The organism is Cytobacillus kochii (assembly GCF_020171845.1).
In the GTDB taxonomy this organism is placed as follows: domain Bacteria; phylum Bacillota; class Bacilli; order Bacillales; family Cytobacillaceae; genus Cytobacillus; species Cytobacillus kochii.
On the sequence record NZ_JAIVAM010000001.1, the window covers coordinates 96,273 to 117,076 of the forward strand.

The following is a 20,804-nucleotide window of genomic DNA, read 5'->3' on the forward strand; positions in this document are numbered from 1 at the left end:
AGACAGCCATTATAATGAGGAGGAATTCTATGTTGAAAAAGTCGTTGCTGTTCTCTTTGTCGTTTGTTTTATCATTGCTTGTTTTTCAGTATGATTTATTATCAGCTTCTGCTTTGCCTCCAGATTTGCCATCCAAATCTACTACCGAAGCCCAACTTAATTCATTAAATGTACAAAATGAAGAATCAATGAGTGGCTATAGTCGAGAAAAATTCCCTCACTGGATTAGTCAAGGGGATGGTTGTGATACAAGACAAGTGATCCTAAAGCGTGATGCCGACAATTATAGTGGTAATTGTCCAGTAACTTCAGGTAAATGGTATAGCTATTATGATGGCATCACTTTCAATGACCCTTCACAATTAGATGTTGACCATGTCGTTCCACTCGCAGAAGCATGGCGTTCTGGGGCAAGCAGTTGGTCAACTGCTAAAAGAGAGGACTTCGCCAATGACCTCAATGGACCACAGCTCATCGCAGTATCAGCCAGCTCAAATCGATCCAAAGGTGACCAAGATCCATCCACATGGCAACCACCTCGTGCAGGGGCAAATTGTGCTTATGCTAAAATGTGGATCAATACAAAATACAATTGGGGTTTGCATTTGCAGAGTTCTGAAAAAACAGCTCTTCAAGGAATGCTCAATAGTTGCTCCTATTAAACAATCAATCAACCAATGAAAGGAGTCAATTAAATGAATACAATCTCATCTGTGTTTAAGGCAACTCATGGTGTAATGACTAGTGAGGTTGGTGTCATCAGTGGGGATCTTGAATTACGAACGACATCTGACAAAGAAGGTAACCTCACTCTTGCGATTACCTATGTAGATGCGGAAGAATGGTACACACTTCCAGGGGGAAACTATCAGTTACATGACACTCGGGATCATGATGTGATACACCGAATGTTAATTGCAGTATTAAACAGGCAATAATCATAAATGTAATGTAATGTGGCGTTCTTGAGTGTGGAAGTAGGGGTTAAGGTGTTCAAGCTTTAATTAAATCAAGACTATATTCAATCAACCTTGAAAAGGAGTAGTCGATGTTTAATTGGAGGCTAACTGAAATAGAAGGACATCCTTGTTCAATAGATGAGGGAGAAATAAAAGATTTCAGAATGAGGAAAATAAAGGTAAAGAAAGTCCGGAAACGATGAGCGCTCTTTGTTAGTTATTCGCCGCCTTGGATATCACTAATAAAGAGTTTAGTATGATGGTCTACCCAATACCTAATGAACAGGCGAGATTGCTTGTGATGGAGAAGGCTCCTCATTATGAGTTAGCTGTCGAAGAAGAAGAAAATAATTTGTTTGATATAACCTATTACCTTCATGGATAATAGGTTTTTTTACTAGAGGATGGCAGAAATAAACATAAGAGTAAAATGAAAAGAAGATGCCCAAGGAATGGCTAAAGTTCATGTCGATAGTTGGGAAACAACAGAGAGCGCTTAAGTGTTGTACAACGAAGGCAATCTTGACTCAATCATAGGTACAATAGTGATAACTATACTGTAGCCTCTGAGAATGCGAGAGGAGAAATAATTGATTGTTTTTGCAGGTGGTTGGTTATAAACGGACATTCAATCAGTAGATTATTCTGATCGCCTTACTTTTCCTTTTGATTGGAGGATTATACAGAAAAAAAGGATAGTTATTGCTTATAGAAGTGTTTTTGTAGATGTTCTAAAAGGAAATGAATAAAAAATAGTTCCTCTTCGATGAAAGGATTATTATAGCACCCTAGTATTCTCAGGAATTGTATAATCATTCATTATATATGCATGTGGAAGTTAGTTGATTGATTTGTTAACGTTATCTTAACATTGTCTTATAAATGTAATTTCAAGTAAAAGTTGAATGTGTTACTGTATAAAGAGGAAATTAAAATATACAGTTATACAGTATAAATATTAATAAATAAGAATAGGTGGGGGAAACAACAAAGAGTATGCATACGATAAAAATAACCAACAACAGTGAGCAATTAGTTGAGTGTATAGAATACGAGCAGGAGAAAGATTTTCATAGAGTCTTAGAACAATTTAAAAATAACCCAATTTATAAGGAATGCTTATTGGAAGAATCTAAGGGACAAAGGGTAGCGAGTTTAAAAGTGAATTGTTTGAATGGTTACATTCATTCTATAAGCAACTCTGAAATTAAATGAAAGTTCTGAACAGAGAATAAGCATCAGTTATTGTTTGAGGAAACAATAACTGATGCTTATTCTTTATTTGTGTAGCGGTGATTAGCCATGAAAAGGCAAATCCTGTTCATGACGTTGACTTCTTCTTCGTAGTGACAAACAAAGAGATTAAGCAAAAGGCGGCAAATATGTTGAAACTAACAGGATAGGAAGTCATTTCAATGGATTTACCGGCGAGATAGGAACCTAATGATTGCCCGATTCCCAGTGCGAAAAAGGATAAACTTACTCCTAAAGCTGGCAAAACGGGAAAAATCCTCGTGGCCCAGACAATACATAGTCCCGTGAGGAAAACGTAGGTACTGCCAAATAGACCAGCTGAAAGGTAAATAGCCACAGCGCTTGGAATTGTTAATAGAAAGATAGACGTTGCTAGTAAAAAGACAAGTAATCGGTAAGACAGGGACAATCCCAGTTTTTGAATAAAGTTTCCTGAAACGCCTCCAAGTATGCCAGCCAATCCTATGATAATCCAGAATATCACACTTTCATTGATTCCTAGTCCATAGCTTGAAGTTATGAAGCTTCTTGAAAAAGTCCAGTAAATTGAAGAACTTCCGCCGATTAAAAGGGAAGCAACTAATAAATATTTTGCTGTTTTTATAGCAGATAGATATTTAATATTGTTATCTGATACCGATTCCTTTTTCTCATCAGGAGGAAGAGAAAAATGATTCCAAATCAATACAAGAGCAGCAATAACAGCAAATAGTAAGTAAGCTAATCGCCAATGATCAGTCAATAAAATAACGATGGGTCCGGTCAAAATAATACCAAAGCTGGTTCCACTATTGATCCATGTGTTTCCTTGGTCGAGCTTTTCTTTTGATAAAGTGTTTTGCACCATTTGACTTAATGCTGGAGAAGCTAATCCACTACCTAAACCAGCTATAAATAGGCTTATATTTAAGTATAAAATAGATGGCGCACTAGCCATCCCTAGTAGTCCAAAAACGGCTGTACAACCAGCAAAGAGATTCACTTTCCGGTAGCCAAAATGTTTAATCAATAAGGCTGAAAGTAATAAAGCAAGTGCATAGGCGATAAATGCAATGGAACTCCCTAGCCCAGCTTCACCTTCACTCATGCCCAATGTATTCGAGATATTTGGGAGAAATAAGCCATAACTTAAGCGGGCAAGTGCATATGTGATAGCAATCATTGCTAATCCAGGTAGTATTACTTTTCTCATGTTTATTCACCTCATTCAAATAGATATAACGTTCATTATATTTTTTTGAAATAAAGAGCGAGACCCTTTATTCCGAAAACAAACTTAATACTGAATGATGAAATTCTGTTGCTACAGTCTCTATAGCAAATACTTCTGCCAAAGCGGTAGCTCCTTCAAATAACAATTCAAGCCTTAGTGCCTCGTTGCTATTCAATCCTTTACTTGTGAAAAAATCAATGAGCCGTCTTTTATGTTGTTCAGTAAAACCGACAATCTCACTATTAAATGAAGGTTCTAAAGAATACTCCTCTCTAGCCCGCAGAAACATACAACCATTTGAACCGTTTCTTCTTAACCAATGGATGTGTGCCTCGGCTAATCGAATAGCTAAGTTGCCCTGATTGGATAATGCATTTTCTAAAATGTCAAAATATCTTTCTTCTCGTCTACGTAACACTTCTAAAATAAGCGCTTCTTTCGATGCAAAGTGGTTGTACATTGTCATAAGAGCTACATTAGATTCTTTAATAATTTGTTTTAAGCCAACTGTATGAAAGCCGTGCTGATCAAATAATTTCTCCGATTTTTCAAGTAATTGCTCTTTCTTTTTACTCATTTACCCACACATCCTTTAGATATAACGTTCATTATATAAATAGTAAACCATTAAAAGGGGTTTTTCAATTAAGCTAATTTTTTTGGATAAAGGTGGCTGGGACATAACCAAATGAGCTAAACTCAAATACGAACAATAAAAAATTATGGTCTAAAAAATATTATTTACAAAACAAATCCGTTACACTCGCTTTCCGCGGGGAGGGGCTGAGCCTTCTCGGGGTCTCAAGCTCCCCCTCTATTTCCAGCAGGAGGCGAGTGTCTTCCGCTCCATTCCACTATTTACTTCATATAAGGAGATAAATGATAAAAAATTCGAATGATTAGCTGTTAGATATACCTAATCATTCGATATAAATCCTTATCTAGCATACTTATATCCTGACCACTTTTCCTTCTTACTTTTCTTGCATTCTTTTAACATTCTCTGAATGATACGGTGAATCTTTTACTTCATTTACTACACTAAATGGATTACCGTCTATATCGAAAAAATCGAAGAACGCCATCTCTCCCATATGTTGAATATCAGTCGTTATTACTCCATTATTATTAAAAAACTGATGGGCTGTTACGATGTTATCCACGACAAAATTGTAATAGGCGTTTTTTTGTTTATCTTGTATAGTGAATTCCGTCGGTTGTGGACGATTCACTTTGATTAAAGCTAACTGAGTTGACCCAGTAGGTAAATAAAATCCCGCACCATCTTCCCAAACATCAATTTTCGTCGCACCTAAGTATTTTTCGTACCATGAAGAAGATTTTTCAATATCTGACACAGGAATAAAAATGCTACCGACTTTAAACATAGGTTTCCTCCTTAAAAAATTGGTTTCCTTATAATAATAATATAAAAAGTGTAATATTTTAAATTTTTAAATATCAATGGATTTAAATATGTATGATTATCTATTCGGTGTAGATGATATAAATGAAGATGTATGTTAAAATATACGAACAATTGTTCTTTTTAGGAGGGTTATGATGAGAAAAGTAGTACTATATATTGCTCAAAGTTTAGATGGTTATATCGCAACAAAAGACGATTCGCTAGAGTGGTTATTTAGTGTGGAGTCAGAAGGAGATAATGGCTACGGTGAGTTTATCAACGGTGTGGATACAATCTTAATAGGAAAGCGTACATATGATTGGGTAATGGAACAAGAGAAGGGGGATTTTCCATACAAGGATAAGGAATGTTTTGTGTTTTCCCGATCAGTAAATGAAGATACGGAATATGTGAAATTTATTCATCCAGATATTAAAGCATTTACCAATCATTTGAAAAATGGTGAGGGAAAAAGCATATGGCTAATTGGTGGGGGTGACTTACTCTATACATTCTTACAGGAAAATCTTGTAGATGAAATGATTGTTACTGTTGCACCAAGAATCATTGGTGAGGGCATTCCCCTTTTTAAGGCAGGTGATTATCAATTCAATCTTTCTTTAAAAAGCACGAGAACCTTTAATCAATTTGTTGAATTACATTATGTAGTGAAAAGGTAATGTTTCGAGAATTAATGTGCTGTCAAAATCATTTAATCGTGTTTAATTAAAAAGGTTTTGACAGCATTCATTGTATTTTTTCCGGCACTAATGAAGGTAATGATATGGCAAAAAGAAAATGATGAACCATCTGACATAGTATAAGTGCCATCCGCTGACGCTAGTTTTCCATGGGTGATAATTCGCTCAATATGTAGAGATAAAACATGATTATTTTCAGTGTTAGCAAAGAAATGAAATAGGCTCTCTTTGCCAATGATTGACTGATGGTTCACCCGTTGCCATTGGATATCCTCTGACAAATAGTGAGAAACTTGGGAGGGATCCTTACGAGCAAAAGCATGTATCATTTCTTTAATCGTCTCTTTTTTTGGTGCATTGCTACAATCTTTTGGGTAAGTAAAGGTAAAGTCCATTATACTTTCACTCCTTTTTATTTATCTTACCGGATTTTTTGCCTGATTGACAAATCTATGGAGAACATAATATAGTTATTATTAATAAAAGAAGGGAGGATCATTAAAAATGACTGCAAGTATGAGATTACGCCACGTTACTTTGAACAGCTAATTGAATAATGTTCAAAGGCTCTGTTTTCATAAACAGGGTAAACGGGAGTAGTCTGCACATTTTTAATGGTTTTCATCGTGATAATTTCGAACAGAAAACGCAGATTGTCTGTGTTTTTTTGTTATTTCTAAAACAAATACCACCATATACGTTTACCCTAAACACAGACAACCGAGCGCGTCTGTGTTTTTTTATGATCACATTCCTTTAATCACTCAACTAAAGGAAGTGGAAACGTGGAACAATTAACATTAGAAATGAAAAGTATTGAGGTGACATATCTAGATCGTATTATTTTAGAGATTCCTTATTTATCAGTCTACCAGTATGATCGAATTGGGATTGTTGGGAAGAATGGTAGTGGTAAAACGACCCTATTAAAGCTTATGTATGGGGATATCTATCCTTTAAAAGGAAGTGTGAGTAAACAGATTGACTTTGGCTACTTTGAGCAAAAAGAAGTGCCGGAAACGAGGCAAGCAGACGGTGAGTTATTATCAAGGTTATTCGTACCAAATGAGGATGTGAATCATTTAAGTGGTGGTGAACAGACACGATTAAAACTTGCTCAACTTTTTTCCACCTATTATGAAGGAATGCTTATCGACGAACCGACAACCCATCTGGATAGTGAAGGTATAGATTTTTTAATCGATCAGCTTATGTATTATTACGGTTCGCTTATTATTATTAGTCATGATAGATACTTGCTCGATCAATTGGTAACAAAAATATGGGAAGTTGAAGATGGAACGGTAACAGAATATGTGGGCAACTATTCTGACTATGAGTCACAGAAACAACTAGCTCACAATCAGCATATTCAAGCATTTGAACAATATAAGAAAGAAAAACAAAGATTAATTCAAGCAGCGGATGAAAAAATGAAGCAAGCAGAAAAAGTGAATCAAGCCAATCATTCAATGTCGAAAAAAGAGGCAAAAGCAAAAGCGAACCGAATGTTCATGACGAAATCAAAAGATACAAGTCAAAGGAATATTCATCGTCAGGCGAAGGCAATAGAACAAAGAATAGATCAGTTAGGAGAGGTAAAGACACCGGAAGTTGATCGTGTGCACCACTTCCCACAATCAAAAATTCTGCAAATGCATAATAAATACCCAATAATGGGAGATAGAGTCTCTTTATCTGTTGATGGCAAACGATTATTAACACATGCCAGTTTCCAGTTCCCATTAAGAAAGATCATTGCCATTGAGGGAAGGAATGGTTCCGGTAAAACGGTTTTACTTAAACATATCGTCTCCAATGGGAAGGGAATAGTTCTATCTCCTAATGTATCATTTGGTGTTTATCATCAGCATAATTATTTATTAAAAGGTGTACAAACGGTTTTAGCATTTATGAATGAAAACAGTGTATATGCTGAAAGTAAAGTTCGTACAGTCCTTCATTCTATGGGTTTTGAAGGGAATGACTTGCAGAAATCGGTAATGACCTTAAGTGGTGGAGAATCAACCAGACTTGTATTATGTCAGCTATTTTTAGGAAGTGATAATGTACTCATCTTAGATGAACCAACCAATTTTCTAGATATAAAAGCCATACAAGCATTGGAAAGTTTTCTTCATGCATATGAAGGGACTGTACTGTTGGTAAGTCATGACCGAACTTTCGTGAAAAGAGTGGCGGATCATATATTTAAAATTGAAGAGCAACAAATAAAACAAGTGAAATAAAGGAGAGAAAAAAATGGATAAAAAAGAAGTGAAAAGACTAGCTGACAAACATGGATTAATGATTGATGAAGAAGAAATTAAAATAAATGAGTCAGGTATGGATTTCTTAGTTGCACATGTTGTGGATAAAAAAAATAATAAGTGGATATTACGTATACCACGGCGTGAAGATTCCATGACTCGTTCAAAACAGGAGCATGCGGTACTTGAAGTACTTTATAAACATACGAGCATTAAAGCACCGCATTGGAAGGTTTTCACGAATGAGTGTATGGCCTACAAACAATTAGACGGTATACCAGCTGGCACAATCGATCATGAGATACAAAACTATGTTTGGAGCTTCGATAAGGAAAGTGATTTGACACGTTATCACACAACTTTAGGTGAAATACTGGCAGAACTTCACCGAACGCCGATTCCCTATGTGGAAGATACTGGTATTAAAATTTTTAATAGTTCCCAAGCAAAAGAGGAAATGAGTTCAAGAATGAATAAGGTAAAGGAAATTTACGGGGTAAGCGATGAACTTTGGAGACGTTGGCAGAAGTGGTTGGCGAATGATCGTCTATGGCCCAATCATACAGGATTGCTTCACGGTGACGTGCATCCAGGGCATATTCTTGTGAATAAAGAGAAAGAGGTAACAGGATTGATAGACTGGACTGAAGTAGCTGTCGGTGATGTATCTATAGACTTTACCTCTCATTATTTAATTTTTGGAGAAGAGGGGTTAGATGCAGTCCTCTCAGCTTATGAAAAAGCGGGCGGCAGGACATGGCCATTTATGAAAGAGCATATCATCGAACTTGTCAGTGCAGCAGCCGTTGGAGTCGCTGAATTTGCTCAACTCTCTGGTTTGGAGGAAATGGAGAAGATGGCAAAAACGATGCTTGGTGTAGATGGGGATAATGAGGAGAGCAGCAAATAAATCCTAGAGATACTCAACAAGCGAGCAAAGACTGTGAAAAGATTTGCTCGTTTGTTTTTACTATCATTCGTTTTGAAAACAGGGTGAAGCAATCATACGACGGTTATCCGTAGGTGATACATAGTTGAACCGTTAAGAATATTGAAGGTAATAGAAGAATAATGTCGAATCCACATAGGAAGAACAGCAAATGGAGGTTTTCGGGTGACACATTTACTCTATCAACTCTGTATTCAGGGTGAGATCACACAAATCTATCAACAATTAATAGAAAAGGAGCAACGTACTTCAGAAGAGGAAGCCATGTTGAAAAGTTATCAACAGCGCTTCTTTCAGAAGAATGAACCTTTTCAACATGTTGATAAGTGGATAGCGTATGTAGTTAATTGTTATCAAAGCTATTTTATAGATGTTTTAACCAGGAGAAAAGATGTTTCCCAAGCGGAAAGTGACCTATTAATAGGTTTAGGTAAATCAACATCTAGCCAAGCGCAGTCGATGGAAGAAATAGAAGAAGAGCTGAGCCAACTATTTAAAGAGAAAGGCTATTCATTCGTCGGAGGAAGGACATTACCACATTATGGTCCATATATTTGGCAAACTACAGAAAGTAAAAAGGTAGATGTTGAACTTTTAAATGATATAGAAACGGTTCAAGTATTTTTCCTCGATGATTTTTTGATGCTGGGTTGGCTAGATTATGCCACTTTTGGAGAAATAGGAGCAGGTGGATGGGCATCCAAGGAAGGAATCTATTGTATACTTCCTCGCTATAGAGAATATTTAAATGAAGATCAGTTCCTCGTTTCTTTATTAAAGCATGAAGCTCAACATATCAACGATTATAAACATTACCCGAATTTAAGCGGGTGGGAGCTGGAATATCGCGCAAAATTAATCGAGCTCATCTATTACAAAGACCATCGTTTGCTAGAAAGGTTAATCCATCAAGCCATAAATAATGATATTCCACATAACTATGCATCTTATCAAATCATGCAGCAGCTATCTACATACTTTTTCAGGAAAAATGAACAAAAAGATATGAATAAATGGTTGAATATACATTATAAGGAAATCTGTCAATATGGGAGAAAGCTATATTGTCAACATACAGATATGTTGAAAGGGTTAAGGACAGGAGGTAAGAACAGTCTTTAAAAAGTTAGCTTATTTTATTCTTTTATTTAGCTGGGTTGTATTATTTAGTTATTTCTATAACCTTTTGATGCCAAAGAGCTGGCTTTATCTAGTCATTGGTATACCAGCCCTTTATTTTAGTACAAGTTTTTTCATAGATAGAATGAAAGGTGAAAAAACTTCTTGAAGCGAAAGTTTTATAAACTTTATTCTAATTCTTGTAGGTCATCGACAGTAACAAATCGATAGCCTTCTTCTGTTAAAGCTTTTAAAATTTCTTCGATCACTTGAAGTTCGTCACCAGATTGATCATACATTGGATGAAGGAGAATAATAGAACCAGGGTGGATTTCTTCTAATACATAGTCGATTTTTTCCTCTGGTGTAGTGAAAAAAGTATCAGGTTCAATATTCCATGTAATCGTTTCTTTTTCTTTTTGTTTGAGATAATAAGGTAAGAAAACTAATTTTTTGCCGTTTGGTGGTCTAAAGTCTATTTCGCCTTTATACCCCGCTTCATGGATGAGCGCATCGGTTTTATCAATTTCCTCTTTAATAAATATCGGTGACTTAAAAATCATTCTTGCATGTGAAAATGTATGATTACCAACTTGATGATCAGCTTCAATAATTGCTTTCGTTTCTTCGGGAAACTTCTCTATATCTTGACCAATCAGAAGGAAAGTGGCCTTTGCATTGTATTGTTGCAATAAGTGAAGAACCTGTTCCACATTTTTAGTTGGACCATCATCGAAAGTAAGGGCAACTACTTTTTCATCGGTTTCAATGCTATTTGTTATGTTTCCGAATAATTGATAGGATCTTGCATTCATTAATTCATAGCTACCGAATAAAAGCAGACAAAGTAACAGTAACGACAAAATGATTTTAAGGTATGTTTTTTTTCTCACATTACTATTTCCTCACATTTTAGATTTCATTAGTCTTGATTATAACAAAAAAATGAAAAAGGACTGAAACTATTTCTGTGTAGATTCGTATAACATAGTAGAACATTGCAATAACGAAAGGGGATACTCCATGGGAGAACTATTTATATTCTCACTCATAATCGCTGTGGTAAGCGCAGTTATTTTGTTTCCAGTCTTATCTTTATTTCAAAAGGGGGAAGAAAAGAAAAAAAGCCCTTCATTTAACGGGTTCCTTTTTATCTTCGTTCTCCTCTTTATTATTATCTTTAGTATTTATTATTTCACTAATTTAGATCGCAACATGAATGGTCTTGTTATCGGTTTAACAGTGTTAGCTGTACTAGGCGGTTTCTTTGCTAAAGGTATAGAACGTAAGGTTAAATTAGTATTAGGTTTAATAGGTATCATAGCTATCGCTTATATGTCTTTCGCATTTGTCTTTAATGCAGATAAAAAATTTGAAAAAGCACAAATGCAGGTCGAAGAAGAAATTGAAACATTTGATGAAAATGAGACACCAGCAAGTGTGCCGCCTGATTTTGCTCGTAATAAAATGAAGAAAGCTTTTGGGCAAGTGCCAAACACGAGCTATTATGAATTAGGGAGTTTACAAATACAAAAAGTAGATGGTCAATATGTGTATATTGCACCAGTTGAATTTTCCGGTTTCTTTAAATGGATTCAAGGTGATACTACACCAGGATATTTTACTGTAAGTGCAACAGACTCTAGTGCCAATCCAAAGTTTATTAAATCGGAAATGGCTTATACACCATCTTCTTTCTTAAATAAAGATATTTATCGCCAAATTCGATTGCAATACCCTGATTATATTTTCTATGGTGATGTGCAATTAGAAATTGATGATGATGGTAAGCCTTTTTATATTCGCACGTATGGTGAATTTATTAGCGCAAGAAACGGTTTTAATCCATTGGGGATAGTGATGGTTGACCCGTTAACAGGAGCTGCTAAGCAATATAAATTAAAAGATGTACCTGCTTTTATTGACGGAGCTGTTTCGCCGGAGACAGTTAGCTTGCATAATAGCTACTTCGGAAAATATGTGAATGGCTACTGGAATAGTTTATTTGGAAAATCTGATGTGAAGTTACCATCAGATGAAGGTACAGAAGCGAATGTGAGTCCTATTTTTGATGAAAAAGGCGATATGTATTATTTCACTGATTTCACCAGTCCGAAAGAGGGCGTTGACTCTATGCTAGGATATTCTTTGACGAATTCTAGAACAGGTGAAGCGACTTATTATACGGGTAATCTTGAAGAGTCTTATATGGATTCACAAGGGGCATTACAAATTATCGAAAAGAAATTCATTGAGAAAAAATGGTATGGTAAAATGCCAATACTATATAATTTCTATGGTGAAGCAAGCTGGTTAACACCGGTATTAGATACAAATGGCTTCTTGCAAAACTATTTTATCGTTTCAGCTGCTAACCCGGAAATTGCTGTTTATGCTAGTACACCAAATGATGCATTGAAGCAATATAAAACAGCTCTACAACGTGGAAGTGGAAGTGTTGAAGGAAGCTCTAGTGCAGAAGAAGTCCAATTAACAGGAAAAGTAGTTAGGGTATATAAAGAAAGAGTAGGAGAATCGACAAACGTATCCTTCCTTTTGGAAGATGGTAAGAATTTCATTGCCTCTACTGAAAACAATCCGCTAGCGATCTATTTGCAAGAAGATGATGAGGTAGAGATGACCTATTTAAATACAGGTGAAATGTTTTTACCTGTTAAAGAAATGACCATTAATGGATTAGAATAACAATGCTTTACTTAAAACGCGCACCATTCTGTTATGAAAACAGAATTTGGGTGCGTTTTTTATTGTTTTGATTTTTGGTAGCCATCTTTCATCTATTTAACCATTGCCTAACTATTTTTTACTCTTTCTTTTCTGAGGAGGGTATTTCACCCGTTAATTACTAAATTATTTTATGAATAACAAATTTATAGAGGATTAATAGGTTGAAATCGAGGAACTTAGGAAAAATAAGTATGCAGTAACTGCCTGAGACATTTTGCCGTTTAGGGGAGAGAACATGGGACTCCGCCCATCCTGAATATCTCGCTATGGGATTTCTTTGTTTTGCTACTGCTTCATCTGTGAACAAAATCTTGTTACGCAAATGCAAAAAAGGGGAGTCGAAAGGATTGGAATTGTTATTACCATATTTAGGTGTATTATTCGTTATTATCTGTCTTGAAGGATTACTTGCTGCTGATAATGCGGTCGTATTAGCATTAATGGTCAGTCATTTACCTGAGAAACAACGGAAAAAAGCCTTATTTTATGGCTTAGTTGGTGCAATGGTCCTTCGTTTCGGGTCATTATTTATTATTTCTTTCTTAGTGAACGTCTGGCAAGTTCAAGCATTAGGTGCGATATATTTATTAATCATGTCAATTAAAAATCTATATACTTGGTTGAGAATGAAAAAGAACAATCATTCTCAACAACAGGTAGAAATCATAGAAGACGCTACACAGAAAGAGTTCTGGTGGACTGTATTTAAAGTAGAATGTGCAGACTTAGTCTTTGCGATTGATTCTATTTTAGCTGCCGTTGCTTTAGGTGTAACCTTACCTGAAACAGATTGGGGTCATATTGGTGGACTGAACACAGGTCATTTCCTTGTTGTATTTATTGGTGGACTAATCGGTGTCCTTCTCATGCGTTTTGCTGCTAATATCTTTGTTGATTTACTTCATAAACGTCCGAACCTTGAGGGTGCCGCTTATCTGATTGTCGGTTGGGTAGGTGTGAAGCTACTCGTAATGGTCCTTTCACACGAAGCCATTGCTTGGTTACCTGAAGGATTTGCCCATTCAGCCCTTTGGCAAATCATATTTTATGGCATATTACTTGCGATCGCAGTAATAGGTTGGTTTTCTTCTAGTAAAAACCCAGCATGAGTTGTGTTTATAGAGGATGTTTTAAGTAGATGCTAAAAAAGAAAAGCAGTGGATATAATGAAGTATTCATATCCACTAAGAAATTTGTTGTGTCTTAATTAATGGGAAGGATAATCCTCACTTTTGTCCCCATACCGACATCACTGTGTACTTTAATTGACCCTCCATGAAGTTTGACGAGTTGTTTAGTGATTGCCATTCCTAATCCGGTACCAGTAGAAGAATCAGTCGTATTTGTCCCACGATAGTAGCGATCAAACAGGTTATTTAATGTTTCATCGTCCATACCAATTCCATTATCCTCAATGGTAATGATGACCAATCTCTCTTCTAACGTCTGCGTCGTAATCGTTATAGTCGTTCCTTTTGGGTTGTATTTCACAGCATTCATAATGAGATTATCTAAAATTCTTTGGAACCATTTAGGATCGAGAGAAATAATCAATTGCTTTGTTTCTGATTGCAGATCAAAAGTATAGGCATACTCATCTTGCATATTCATTGTCTGAATAATTGTCCTACGTATCGTTTCGTTCAATTCTATTGATTCTTGTATAATAGGTAAACTGTTATTCTGTAAACGATAAGTTAAAGTTAGGTCTTCGATAAGCTCCATCATGTAATGGGATTTCTCATCGATTGTGTCAATGAAATGTTTTTTTTCATCTAGGCTCCATTGATATTGATCGGAATTTAACATTTTTGTGTAACCTACAATAGAAGAAAGCGGTGTTTTCAAGTCATGTGATAAGCCACTAATCCAGTCTTCTCTTGTTTTAGCTTGTTTTTTTCGCATTTTTTCATTTTCTTCTAGTTGGATGGTTACAGCAGAGAGTGTTTCCATTACTTCTTTATAAAGTCTATATTTATGCTTAATAACTCCAGACTTATGATAGAGCTTTTGTTGATGTCTAATATTTGTAGGAGACGTATATTGTTTATTCCCTAAATTTTCAATCCATTGGATCACTGTCGTTACAGGTGATGCGAACTTACGCGAATATAAAAATCCACTAATAATAAAAGTGAGTAATAAAGCGATTAGGAGAGCAATCAGTGGATATTTTAATTGATATATAAACGTTGTTGCTTCAACATCCTCTTTTATCGGATTAGGGACAGAGACAATGAGTGTCTTATTAGATTCCTGATTGGAAATACTCTTTGTCAAAAAGCTATTATTGTTACCTAATTGATAAAGTTCTTTAATAGACAGTCTCTGCTCATTGTTGAAGGTATTCAAGACTGTCCCATCCAGTGTAGATAAAAACACGGATCCATCTACACTCATTACTTCATGTTGAAGATCCCTTGGTAATTGCAATTCATCTGTTGTCCAGTTCATATGTGAGGCGATTTCATCAATGAGCTTCTCAGCTTCATTTCTTTGCCCAAACATGACAATGAGTGGCTGTTCACTATCATTATATAACTGCCAACTATAATATCGATCGTAATCCTCCTTATGATCTATCAAAGCTGAGAAGTTCATTTCTAACTCTTTAGGCGAGTATAAATGCTTTATTAGCTGCCCTTTATTATCAAATATTAATAACCATCCAGATTGCTTTTTTACTAGCTCTTTTAACTCTGATTGGATGGTGACATGCCCATTGTTTAGTTGTATTTGATCCTCTAAAAATAGTTCGTCAGCTTTACCAACATTCCCTTCAATCTCCGCCTTTGATAAATGATAACCAAAGAAAACAGTAAAGGTTAAAAGAATAAAAGAAATGAAGATAAAATAAAAAAACAACTGCAAAAGAAATTGAGTAATAAAACGTCGATGAATACTCATTTTGGGGTATCCCTACTAACAAACTTATAGCCAAGCCCTCGTACAGTCACAATCCATTTTGGATCACTAGGATTGTCTTCGATTTTCTCTCTTAACTTTCGAATATGAACCATTACCGTATTATCTTCTCCTAAGTAAGGCTCCCCCCAAACTTGCTCATAAAGCTGTCCTTTACTGAATAGTTGATTAGGGTGCTTACATAAGAAAACGAGTAATTGGAATAATTGAGCTGAGAGATCGATTTTTGTCTTGTTCTTATATACTTCACCTGAATGAATGTTGATCTCAAGGGAGCCAAAGTTGAATTGCTTTAATTTTTTTGATGGTAAATGAGTTTGTTGTCTACGTAAATGGGCAAGTATCCGTGCCACGACTTCAAGTGGATTAAAGGGCTTAGTAATATAATCATCAGCGCCTAAGGCAAAACCCGATAACTTATCTAGATCGGATGCTCTCGCCGTTAGAAAAAAAATGGGTGCATTAGTGATCGCACGTATACTTGGACAGATGTCAAAACCACTTTTACATGGAAGCATCACATCTAAAAGGATTAAATCATACTCGTTATTTTCACATAATGATAAAGCATCTTCTGCTGTGCCAGTCGTATGTATATGGTTAAAGCCTTCTTTTTTTAAAATCGTCACTAACATCGTACAGATTGACTGTTCATCGTCTACTATTAATAGTCTGCTATCATACAATTTCTATCATCCCCTAGCTAGTATTCCGCATATATCATATCATTTTTAAGAGGCGATTGTGGAAATTTAAGGTAGAATTAAGGTGATGTTACTCATTAGGTAAGGTGAGTCTATTATAGTAGTTCGTAAGGAGGGAATAACATTGATGGCAATTACAAAGAAGGAATTCTTTCAATTATTCAAAAGTGTGAAATCGATTATTATGATTGTTGTTCTTTTAGTCAGTTCTTATTATTTTGCAAAGTATACGGAGCAATTAGTACCAATTCTGGAGTTAGAACAAACTTCAAGTTGGTATGCGGGTGGTCTACTAATAATCTTGCTACTTTTTGGTCCATTATTCGTGATGTCATTATCACATGATGTCTTAAATCGAGAATTGAGTGAGCGTACGATGCGCTTTCTTGTCACGAAGACATCCAAAGCAAATATTCTGTTTGGTAAATTTTTAGGAGTATGGATTTTTTGGTTTGTCTGTTTTACTGTCTGTTATGTAATAACGTTGTTTTATTCTAAGTCATTTGATGGGCGATTATTTTTGGAAACAGTAAGTTTATTAACTTACCTTGTCGTTATTACATTATTGTTATCAAGTGTCATTAAGAGTCCACAATATACAATGTTTATTGGTGTGATTTTTGGGATGGCCTTTTCAATCTTTCAAATGGTTATATTAGAATCTACAGCATGGTATAGCTATCTAAAATATTTGATGCCGCTATTCTATATGCAAGACGAAGATTTTAAGTTTCTTATCGTTTTTTTACAAGCTGCTGTTATGTATAGTATGACTTATTTTATTTTTAAAAGGACGGATTGTTAAATGAATGTGATAGAAACGAGAGATATAGTAAAGCGCTTTGGTAAAGTCGATATTGTAAAAGGGATAAACTTAAAAGTAGAAGAAGGAGAGGTTTTCGGTTTTCTTGGTAGAAATGGGGCAGGAAAATCTACTTTTATAAATATATTAACAGGTATTCTTCGACCAACTTCTGGCTCATTTAGTATTCTAGGAGAAAAGGTACCAAATGAAGAAGTGAAAAAAAGAATCGGAGTATTGCCTGACTATACGGCATTCTATCATCATATGAATGCAATTGCTCATTTAAAATATTTTGCCAATATTTCTGGAAAAAAAGTGACGACTGCAGAATGTTTACGTGTCTTAAAATGGGTTGGACTTGGTTTAGATGCGAATAAAAGAGTGGGTAAATACTCATTTGGGATGAAGAAAAAACTAGGGATAGCTCAAGCGATTATTCATGATCCGGAAGTATTATTTTTAGACGAACCAACCTCGGGATTAGATGTTGAATCTGCGATAGAAATTCAACAATTAATCATTAAGTTAAAGGAAATGGGGAAAACGATATTTTTAACTTCACATAATTTATATGAAGTTGAAAAGCTCTGTAACAGAATTGGAATTATGAAAGATGGCAAGCTACAGAAACTTGGTACAATTGCTGAACTTAAAGCGTATTACCGGTCGAAGCTGATTGTGACAATGAAACATTCAATTTTTCCGCAAGATCAAGAACATACGGTCATCCAATGGTTAAATAATATGAGTGAAGAGATACAACGAGAAGATGAGAAAACAATAATAACTTTAGAAAAGGAGGAACAAATTGCTCAAATTGTAAGAGCTTTTAACCAATATAAAATTGATATTTTTCGTATTGAGGTAGATGAGCCTAGCCTTGAGGAAGTATTCTTAGAAGGATAGACCAGATTTTAAGTATCATAAAGGTAGCCTATAAAACCATTCTTGGTTCGGGCTACCTTTTATTTTTTACATTTGAGCTAAAGAAAAAATTAACAAATAATTTCAAAATAACACTAGATTTTTTTTTCATTCCATCCTATAATGAAAATGATTCTCATTATCAAACTAAATCTCTGAATGAAAATCGTTTTTTTATATGAGAATGTTAGTAGCAGCAACTGCAGGGAAGGTTGAATAGTAATGAGTGAGAAGCACCTTTGTATAGGTTTATCATTATCACCTACTTGGTTAAATGGCTGGGGTTGGCGCAAAAAAGATAGTAGTGCAGAACGTATATTTTCTGCTGATTTTTACATAGATCTGACGAAAAAGGCAGAAGAAGCAAAGTTGGACTTTGTATTCAAACCAGATGCATTATTTTTGCATCCAGAAAGAGTCAATGTTTCACCAGCGATGGGAGGATTAGATCCGACATTGTTGATGACAATGCTGGCAGAGCACACAAGTCAGATTGGATTAGTCACAACTGTTTCGACTACTTTTAACCCACCATACGTGATTGCAAGGCAATTACAGACACTTCATCGATTAAGTGAAGGAAGAGCAGGGTGGAACATTGTCACTTCCATTGAAGGTGGAGATAATTTTGGCCATAAGAATATGCCTTCTTCAGAGGAAAGATATAATCGTGCGAAAGAGAGCGTAGATGTTATTCGTAGGTTGTGGAGGAGTTACCCTGCTGAAGCTTTATTAGTTGATCGGGATGAAGGAATATTTGCTGATAAGGATAAAATTCATCCAATTGATTATCAAGGTGATTTCTATGATGTGAGAGGACCACTGAATTTACCTGCTCACCTTGCTGGAGAATTACCATTATTTCAAGCAGGTGCTTCTGATACTGGGCGTGAGTTTGCTTCTGGTGTGGCATCAGGAATTTTTGCTGCCACACCTACAATCGAATCAGCGATAAGTTATCGTCAAGATTTGCGCAATCGTGCAAAGTCAAAAGGTAGAAAAGCTGATGAGATTGTTGTATTACCAGGATTATCACTTTTCTTAGGAAATACAACTGCTGAAGCAAATGCGCTTTATCGTGCTGCTTTTGCACATCTGAGTCAGGAGCAACAATTGGCAATGGTTCGGCGTATACTTGGCTTGGATTTGAGTGGATTTGCTAAAGAAGACAAAGTAACTGCAGCACACATACCGCATAATAATCTTCAAGTGTATAGCAAAACACATGCAGAACTGTTAAAAGATTATATTATTCAAAATGAACCAACAGTTCAGCAATTACTATCAAGACCAGAGGTTATCAGTTCGGCTCATTGGATAATCATCGGCACAGTCGAGGAGGCTGCACAGCAGATTGAATACTGGCTGGATAAAGGAGCAATGGATGGTTTTATTGCTTTACCAGGTGGTTCAATAAGGTCACTACAACTATTTTTCGATAAGCTGCTACCATTACTTGTAGAAAAAGGATTGTTCAGAGAAGAGTATGAAAGTAATACATTTATAACAAATCTAACAAAGAAGAAGAACTAGAAGGAGAGAATAATAGTGAATAGAAAGTGGATGTTAGCTAGTTTAATGATGTTCATCATGTTAGTATTAGCCGCTTGTGGTGGAGGTAGTAGTGAAGAGTCAAATGCTTCGAACAAAGAGGAAGATGATGCAAAAACCGAAGAAAACAGTGAAGATGGTACAAAAACCATTGAGTACTTAGGTAAATCATACGAAATCCCTGCTAATGCAGAGCGAATCGTAATTACTGGTGCCATGGAAGCAATGGAAGATGCGTTAGCATTAGATGTACATCCAGTGGGTGCGATTTCAGTTGGGGGAGAATTTCCTGAAATTTATACTTCTATCACAGATAAAGCAGAATCTATCGGTGAAAAAAGACAACCGAACTTTGAAAAAGTGCTTGAGTTACAACCAGATGTTATTTTAGCAACATCTAAATTTCCTGCAGATGTAACAGAGAAATTAGAGAAAATTGCTACGACCATTCCTGTTTCTCATATCTCTACTGATTGGGAAGCAAACTTAAAGTTAATGGGTGAGATTTCTGGAAAAGAAGATAAAGCAGAAGAAGTATTAAATGCATATAAAGAAGATGTAGAAACTGCAAAAGCATCTATTGCTGGTGAATTAGAAGGTAAAAAAGTAGCAGCTGTACGTATTCGCGCAGGTCAAGTATTTGTATATCCACAAGATGTATTCGTCAATCCTGTTTTATATAGTGAATTAGGATTAGAAGTGCCAGCAGAGATTGAAGCAGCAGAGAACCAAGCTCAACTTTCAATGGAACAGTTAGCAGATATGAATCCAGACCACCTATTCATCCAATTTGCTGAAAGTGAAAATGCCGAGGCTAAAAACGCTTTAGAAGAATTACAAAACGATCCAATTGTGAAAAACATTACGGCATTTAAAGAAAATCAAGTATATGTAAATACAATTGATCCACTATTAGAAGGCGGCCCTGCAAATAGCCGTGTTGAATTTTTAAAGGCATTACAAGAGGATTTATCAAAATAATATCGCAGGATTAAGGAATATCATCAAAAGATGATAGTACTCTAGCGGTTATTGTCCCATATACACACCATCCATATTTTTTCGCTCTCGCCTATGGACCCCCTTTCCGACGTGCTGAGCTATATATCCATTATGGACAATAATTGACTAGATCACCTTTTTCTATATAGAATTTCGAGACCACCCAGAATATTGGGTGGTCTCATTTGTCTTCGCAGTATTTAATCATTTTCTAAAAAGAAGGCGTGTTTGCAAGTCACTCAGAAAGAAAGCCGGAGATGAGCGCTTTGCAA

General features: G+C 35.7%; 20 protein-coding genes. 13 read left to right on the top strand and 7 right to left on the bottom strand.

Annotation, left to right across the window (positions count from 1 at the left end; all coding sequences use genetic code 11):
* The first annotated feature begins 29 nt into the window (after positions 1-29).
* The 3 genes from LCM23_RS00460 to LCM23_RS25790 all read left to right on the top strand — a co-directional run bounded on the left by LCM23_RS00460 (position 30) and on the right by LCM23_RS25790 (position 1,344).
* Positions 30-662, top strand: coding sequence for an HNH endonuclease family protein (locus tag LCM23_RS00460; protein ID WP_224934543.1), 633 nt, complete (start codon positions 30-32; stop codon positions 660-662).
* Positions 663-695: 33 nt separating this feature from the next.
* Complete coding sequence (locus tag LCM23_RS00465; RefSeq protein ID WP_224934545.1) at positions 696-938, top strand: hypothetical protein; 243 nt, start codon at positions 696-698, stop codon at positions 936-938.
* Between the two features lie 280 nt (positions 939-1,218).
* The gene (locus LCM23_RS25790; RefSeq protein WP_263624072.1) at positions 1,219-1,344 is read left to right on the top strand and encodes a hypothetical protein; all 126 of its coding nucleotides are present in this window, start codon (positions 1,219-1,221) and stop codon (positions 1,342-1,344) included.
* Between the two features lie 936 nt (positions 1,345-2,280).
* Here LCM23_RS25790 and LCM23_RS00470 read toward each other — a convergent pair.
* The 3 genes from LCM23_RS00470 to LCM23_RS00480 all read right to left on the bottom strand — a co-directional run bounded on the left by LCM23_RS00470 (position 2,281) and on the right by LCM23_RS00480 (position 4,814).
* A complete protein-coding gene (locus tag LCM23_RS00470; protein WP_224934547.1) occupies positions 2,281-3,405 on the bottom strand; it encodes an MFS transporter in 1,125 nt (374 codons plus the stop codon).
* A gap of 67 nt (positions 3,406-3,472) precedes the next feature.
* Positions 3,473-4,003 (bottom strand): TetR/AcrR family transcriptional regulator, encoded by a 531-nt coding sequence (locus LCM23_RS00475; RefSeq protein WP_224934549.1) that lies wholly within the window; start codon positions 4,001-4,003, stop codon positions 3,473-3,475.
* A gap of 397 nt (positions 4,004-4,400) precedes the next feature.
* On the bottom strand, positions 4,401-4,814 hold the full coding sequence (locus LCM23_RS00480) for a VOC family protein (RefSeq protein ID WP_224934552.1): 414 nt from the start codon (positions 4,812-4,814) through the stop codon (positions 4,401-4,403).
* Positions 4,815-4,989: 175 nt separating this feature from the next.
* Here LCM23_RS00480 and LCM23_RS00485 point away from each other — a divergent pair, with 175 nt between their 5' ends.
* Complete coding sequence (locus LCM23_RS00485; RefSeq protein ID WP_373370937.1) at positions 4,990-5,514, top strand: dihydrofolate reductase family protein; 525 nt, start codon at positions 4,990-4,992, stop codon at positions 5,512-5,514.
* Positions 5,515-5,546: 32 nt separating this feature from the next.
* Here LCM23_RS00485 and LCM23_RS00490 read toward each other — a convergent pair whose 3' ends face one another.
* A complete protein-coding gene (locus LCM23_RS00490; RefSeq protein WP_224934556.1) occupies positions 5,547-5,930 on the bottom strand; it encodes a nuclear transport factor 2 family protein in 384 nt (127 codons plus the stop codon).
* A gap of 390 nt (positions 5,931-6,320) precedes the next feature.
* Here LCM23_RS00490 and LCM23_RS00495 point away from each other — a divergent pair, with 390 nt between their 5' ends.
* The 3 genes from LCM23_RS00495 (at position 6,321) to LCM23_RS00505 (ending at position 9,876) form a co-directional block, all read left to right on the top strand.
* Positions 6,321-7,784 carry an Msr family ABC-F type ribosomal protection protein gene (locus tag LCM23_RS00495; RefSeq protein ID WP_224934557.1) on the top strand — a complete coding sequence of 488 codons (1,464 nt, stop codon included), beginning with the start codon at positions 6,321-6,323 and terminating at the stop codon, positions 7,782-7,784.
* Between the two features lie 13 nt (positions 7,785-7,797).
* Positions 7,798-8,715: a macrolide 2'-phosphotransferase gene (locus LCM23_RS00500; protein WP_224934560.1), complete on the top strand. Its 918-nt coding sequence runs from the start codon at positions 7,798-7,800 to the stop codon at positions 8,713-8,715.
* 204 nt (positions 8,716-8,919) lie between these two features.
* Positions 8,920-9,876, top strand: a complete 957-nt coding sequence (locus LCM23_RS00505; RefSeq protein ID WP_224934562.1) for a hypothetical protein — start codon at positions 8,920-8,922, stop codon at positions 9,874-9,876.
* Positions 9,877-10,061: 185 nt separating this feature from the next.
* Here LCM23_RS00505 and LCM23_RS00510 read toward each other — a convergent pair whose 3' ends face one another.
* Positions 10,062-10,766, bottom strand: a complete 705-nt coding sequence (locus tag LCM23_RS00510) for a polysaccharide deacetylase family protein (RefSeq protein WP_224934564.1) — start codon at positions 10,764-10,766, stop codon at positions 10,062-10,064.
* Between the two features lie 130 nt (positions 10,767-10,896).
* Here LCM23_RS00510 and LCM23_RS00515 point away from each other — a divergent pair, with 130 nt between their 5' ends.
* Positions 10,897-12,579: a YrzE family protein gene (locus LCM23_RS00515; protein WP_224934566.1), complete on the top strand. Its 1,683-nt coding sequence runs from the start codon at positions 10,897-10,899 to the stop codon at positions 12,577-12,579.
* A gap of 389 nt (positions 12,580-12,968) precedes the next feature.
* Positions 12,969-13,730 (top strand): TerC family protein, encoded by a 762-nt coding sequence (locus LCM23_RS00520; protein ID WP_224934569.1) that lies wholly within the window; start codon positions 12,969-12,971, stop codon positions 13,728-13,730.
* A gap of 94 nt (positions 13,731-13,824) precedes the next feature.
* Here the strand turns inward: LCM23_RS00520 and LCM23_RS00525 are convergent, their stop codons facing one another.
* Both LCM23_RS00525 and LCM23_RS00530 read right to left on the bottom strand, forming a co-directional pair.
* Entirely contained in the window at positions 13,825-15,528 is a 1,704-nt protein-coding gene (locus LCM23_RS00525) for a sensor histidine kinase (RefSeq protein ID WP_224934571.1), read from the bottom strand.
* On the bottom strand, positions 15,525-16,232 hold the full coding sequence (locus LCM23_RS00530; protein WP_095370469.1) for a response regulator transcription factor: 708 nt from the start codon (positions 16,230-16,232) through the stop codon (positions 15,525-15,527). The genes LCM23_RS00525 and LCM23_RS00530 overlap by 4 nt, the downstream gene beginning before the upstream one ends.
* Positions 16,233-16,377: 145 nt before the next feature.
* Between LCM23_RS00530 and LCM23_RS00535 the strand changes: the two genes are divergently transcribed.
* From LCM23_RS00535 to LCM23_RS00550, 4 genes are all read left to right on the top strand, one after another.
* Complete coding sequence (locus LCM23_RS00535) at positions 16,378-17,055, top strand: ABC transporter permease (protein WP_224934683.1); 678 nt, start codon at positions 16,378-16,380, stop codon at positions 17,053-17,055.
* Positions 17,056-17,961 (top strand): ABC transporter ATP-binding protein, encoded by a 906-nt coding sequence (locus LCM23_RS00540; protein ID WP_224934573.1) that lies wholly within the window; start codon positions 17,056-17,058, stop codon positions 17,959-17,961. It abuts the gene before it with no gap.
* A gap of 240 nt (positions 17,962-18,201) precedes the next feature.
* Positions 18,202-19,512, top strand: a complete 1,311-nt coding sequence (locus LCM23_RS00545; protein WP_224934575.1) for an NtaA/DmoA family FMN-dependent monooxygenase — start codon at positions 18,202-18,204, stop codon at positions 19,510-19,512.
* A gap of 15 nt (positions 19,513-19,527) precedes the next feature.
* Positions 19,528-20,511 (top strand): ABC transporter substrate-binding protein, encoded by a 984-nt coding sequence (locus LCM23_RS00550; protein WP_224934577.1) that lies wholly within the window; start codon positions 19,528-19,530, stop codon positions 20,509-20,511.
* Positions 20,512-20,804 lie beyond the last annotated feature (293 nt).

Excerpts from the sequence above, each read along its gene's own strand:
- LCM23_RS25790 (WP_263624072.1), top strand. The coding sequence starts at position 1,219 with ATGGTCTACCCAATACCTAATGAACAGGCGAGATTGCTTGTGATGGAG.
- LCM23_RS00465 (WP_224934545.1), top strand. The coding sequence starts at position 696 with ATGAATACAATCTCATCTGTGTTTAAGGCAACTCATGGTGTAATGACT.
- LCM23_RS00460 (WP_224934543.1), top strand. The coding sequence starts at position 30 with ATGTTGAAAAAGTCGTTGCTGTTCTCTTTGTCGTTTGTTTTATCATTG.
- LCM23_RS00490 (WP_224934556.1), bottom strand. The coding sequence starts at position 5,930 with ATGGACTTTACCTTTACTTACCCAAAAGATTGTAGCAATGCACCAAAA.
- LCM23_RS00545 (WP_224934575.1), top strand. The coding sequence starts at position 18,202 with ATGAGTGAGAAGCACCTTTGTATAGGTTTATCATTATCACCTACTTGG.
- LCM23_RS00535 (WP_224934683.1), top strand. The coding sequence starts at position 16,378 with ATGGCAATTACAAAGAAGGAATTCTTTCAATTATTCAAAAGTGTGAAA.
- LCM23_RS00485 (WP_373370937.1), top strand. The coding sequence starts at position 4,990 with ATGAGAAAAGTAGTACTATATATTGCTCAAAGTTTAGATGGTTATATC.
- LCM23_RS00480 (WP_224934552.1), bottom strand. The coding sequence starts at position 4,814 with ATGTTTAAAGTCGGTAGCATTTTTATTCCTGTGTCAGATATTGAAAAA.
- LCM23_RS00540 (WP_224934573.1), top strand. The coding sequence starts at position 17,056 with ATGAATGTGATAGAAACGAGAGATATAGTAAAGCGCTTTGGTAAAGTC.
- LCM23_RS00470 (WP_224934547.1), bottom strand. The coding sequence starts at position 3,405 with ATGAGAAAAGTAATACTACCTGGATTAGCAATGATTGCTATCACATAT.
- LCM23_RS00515 (WP_224934566.1), top strand. The coding sequence starts at position 10,897 with ATGGGAGAACTATTTATATTCTCACTCATAATCGCTGTGGTAAGCGCA.
- LCM23_RS00525 (WP_224934571.1), bottom strand. The coding sequence starts at position 15,528 with ATGAGTATTCATCGACGTTTTATTACTCAATTTCTTTTGCAGTTGTTT.
- LCM23_RS00500 (WP_224934560.1), top strand. The coding sequence starts at position 7,798 with ATGGATAAAAAAGAAGTGAAAAGACTAGCTGACAAACATGGATTAATG.
- LCM23_RS00475 (WP_224934549.1), bottom strand. The coding sequence starts at position 4,003 with ATGAGTAAAAAGAAAGAGCAATTACTTGAAAAATCGGAGAAATTATTT.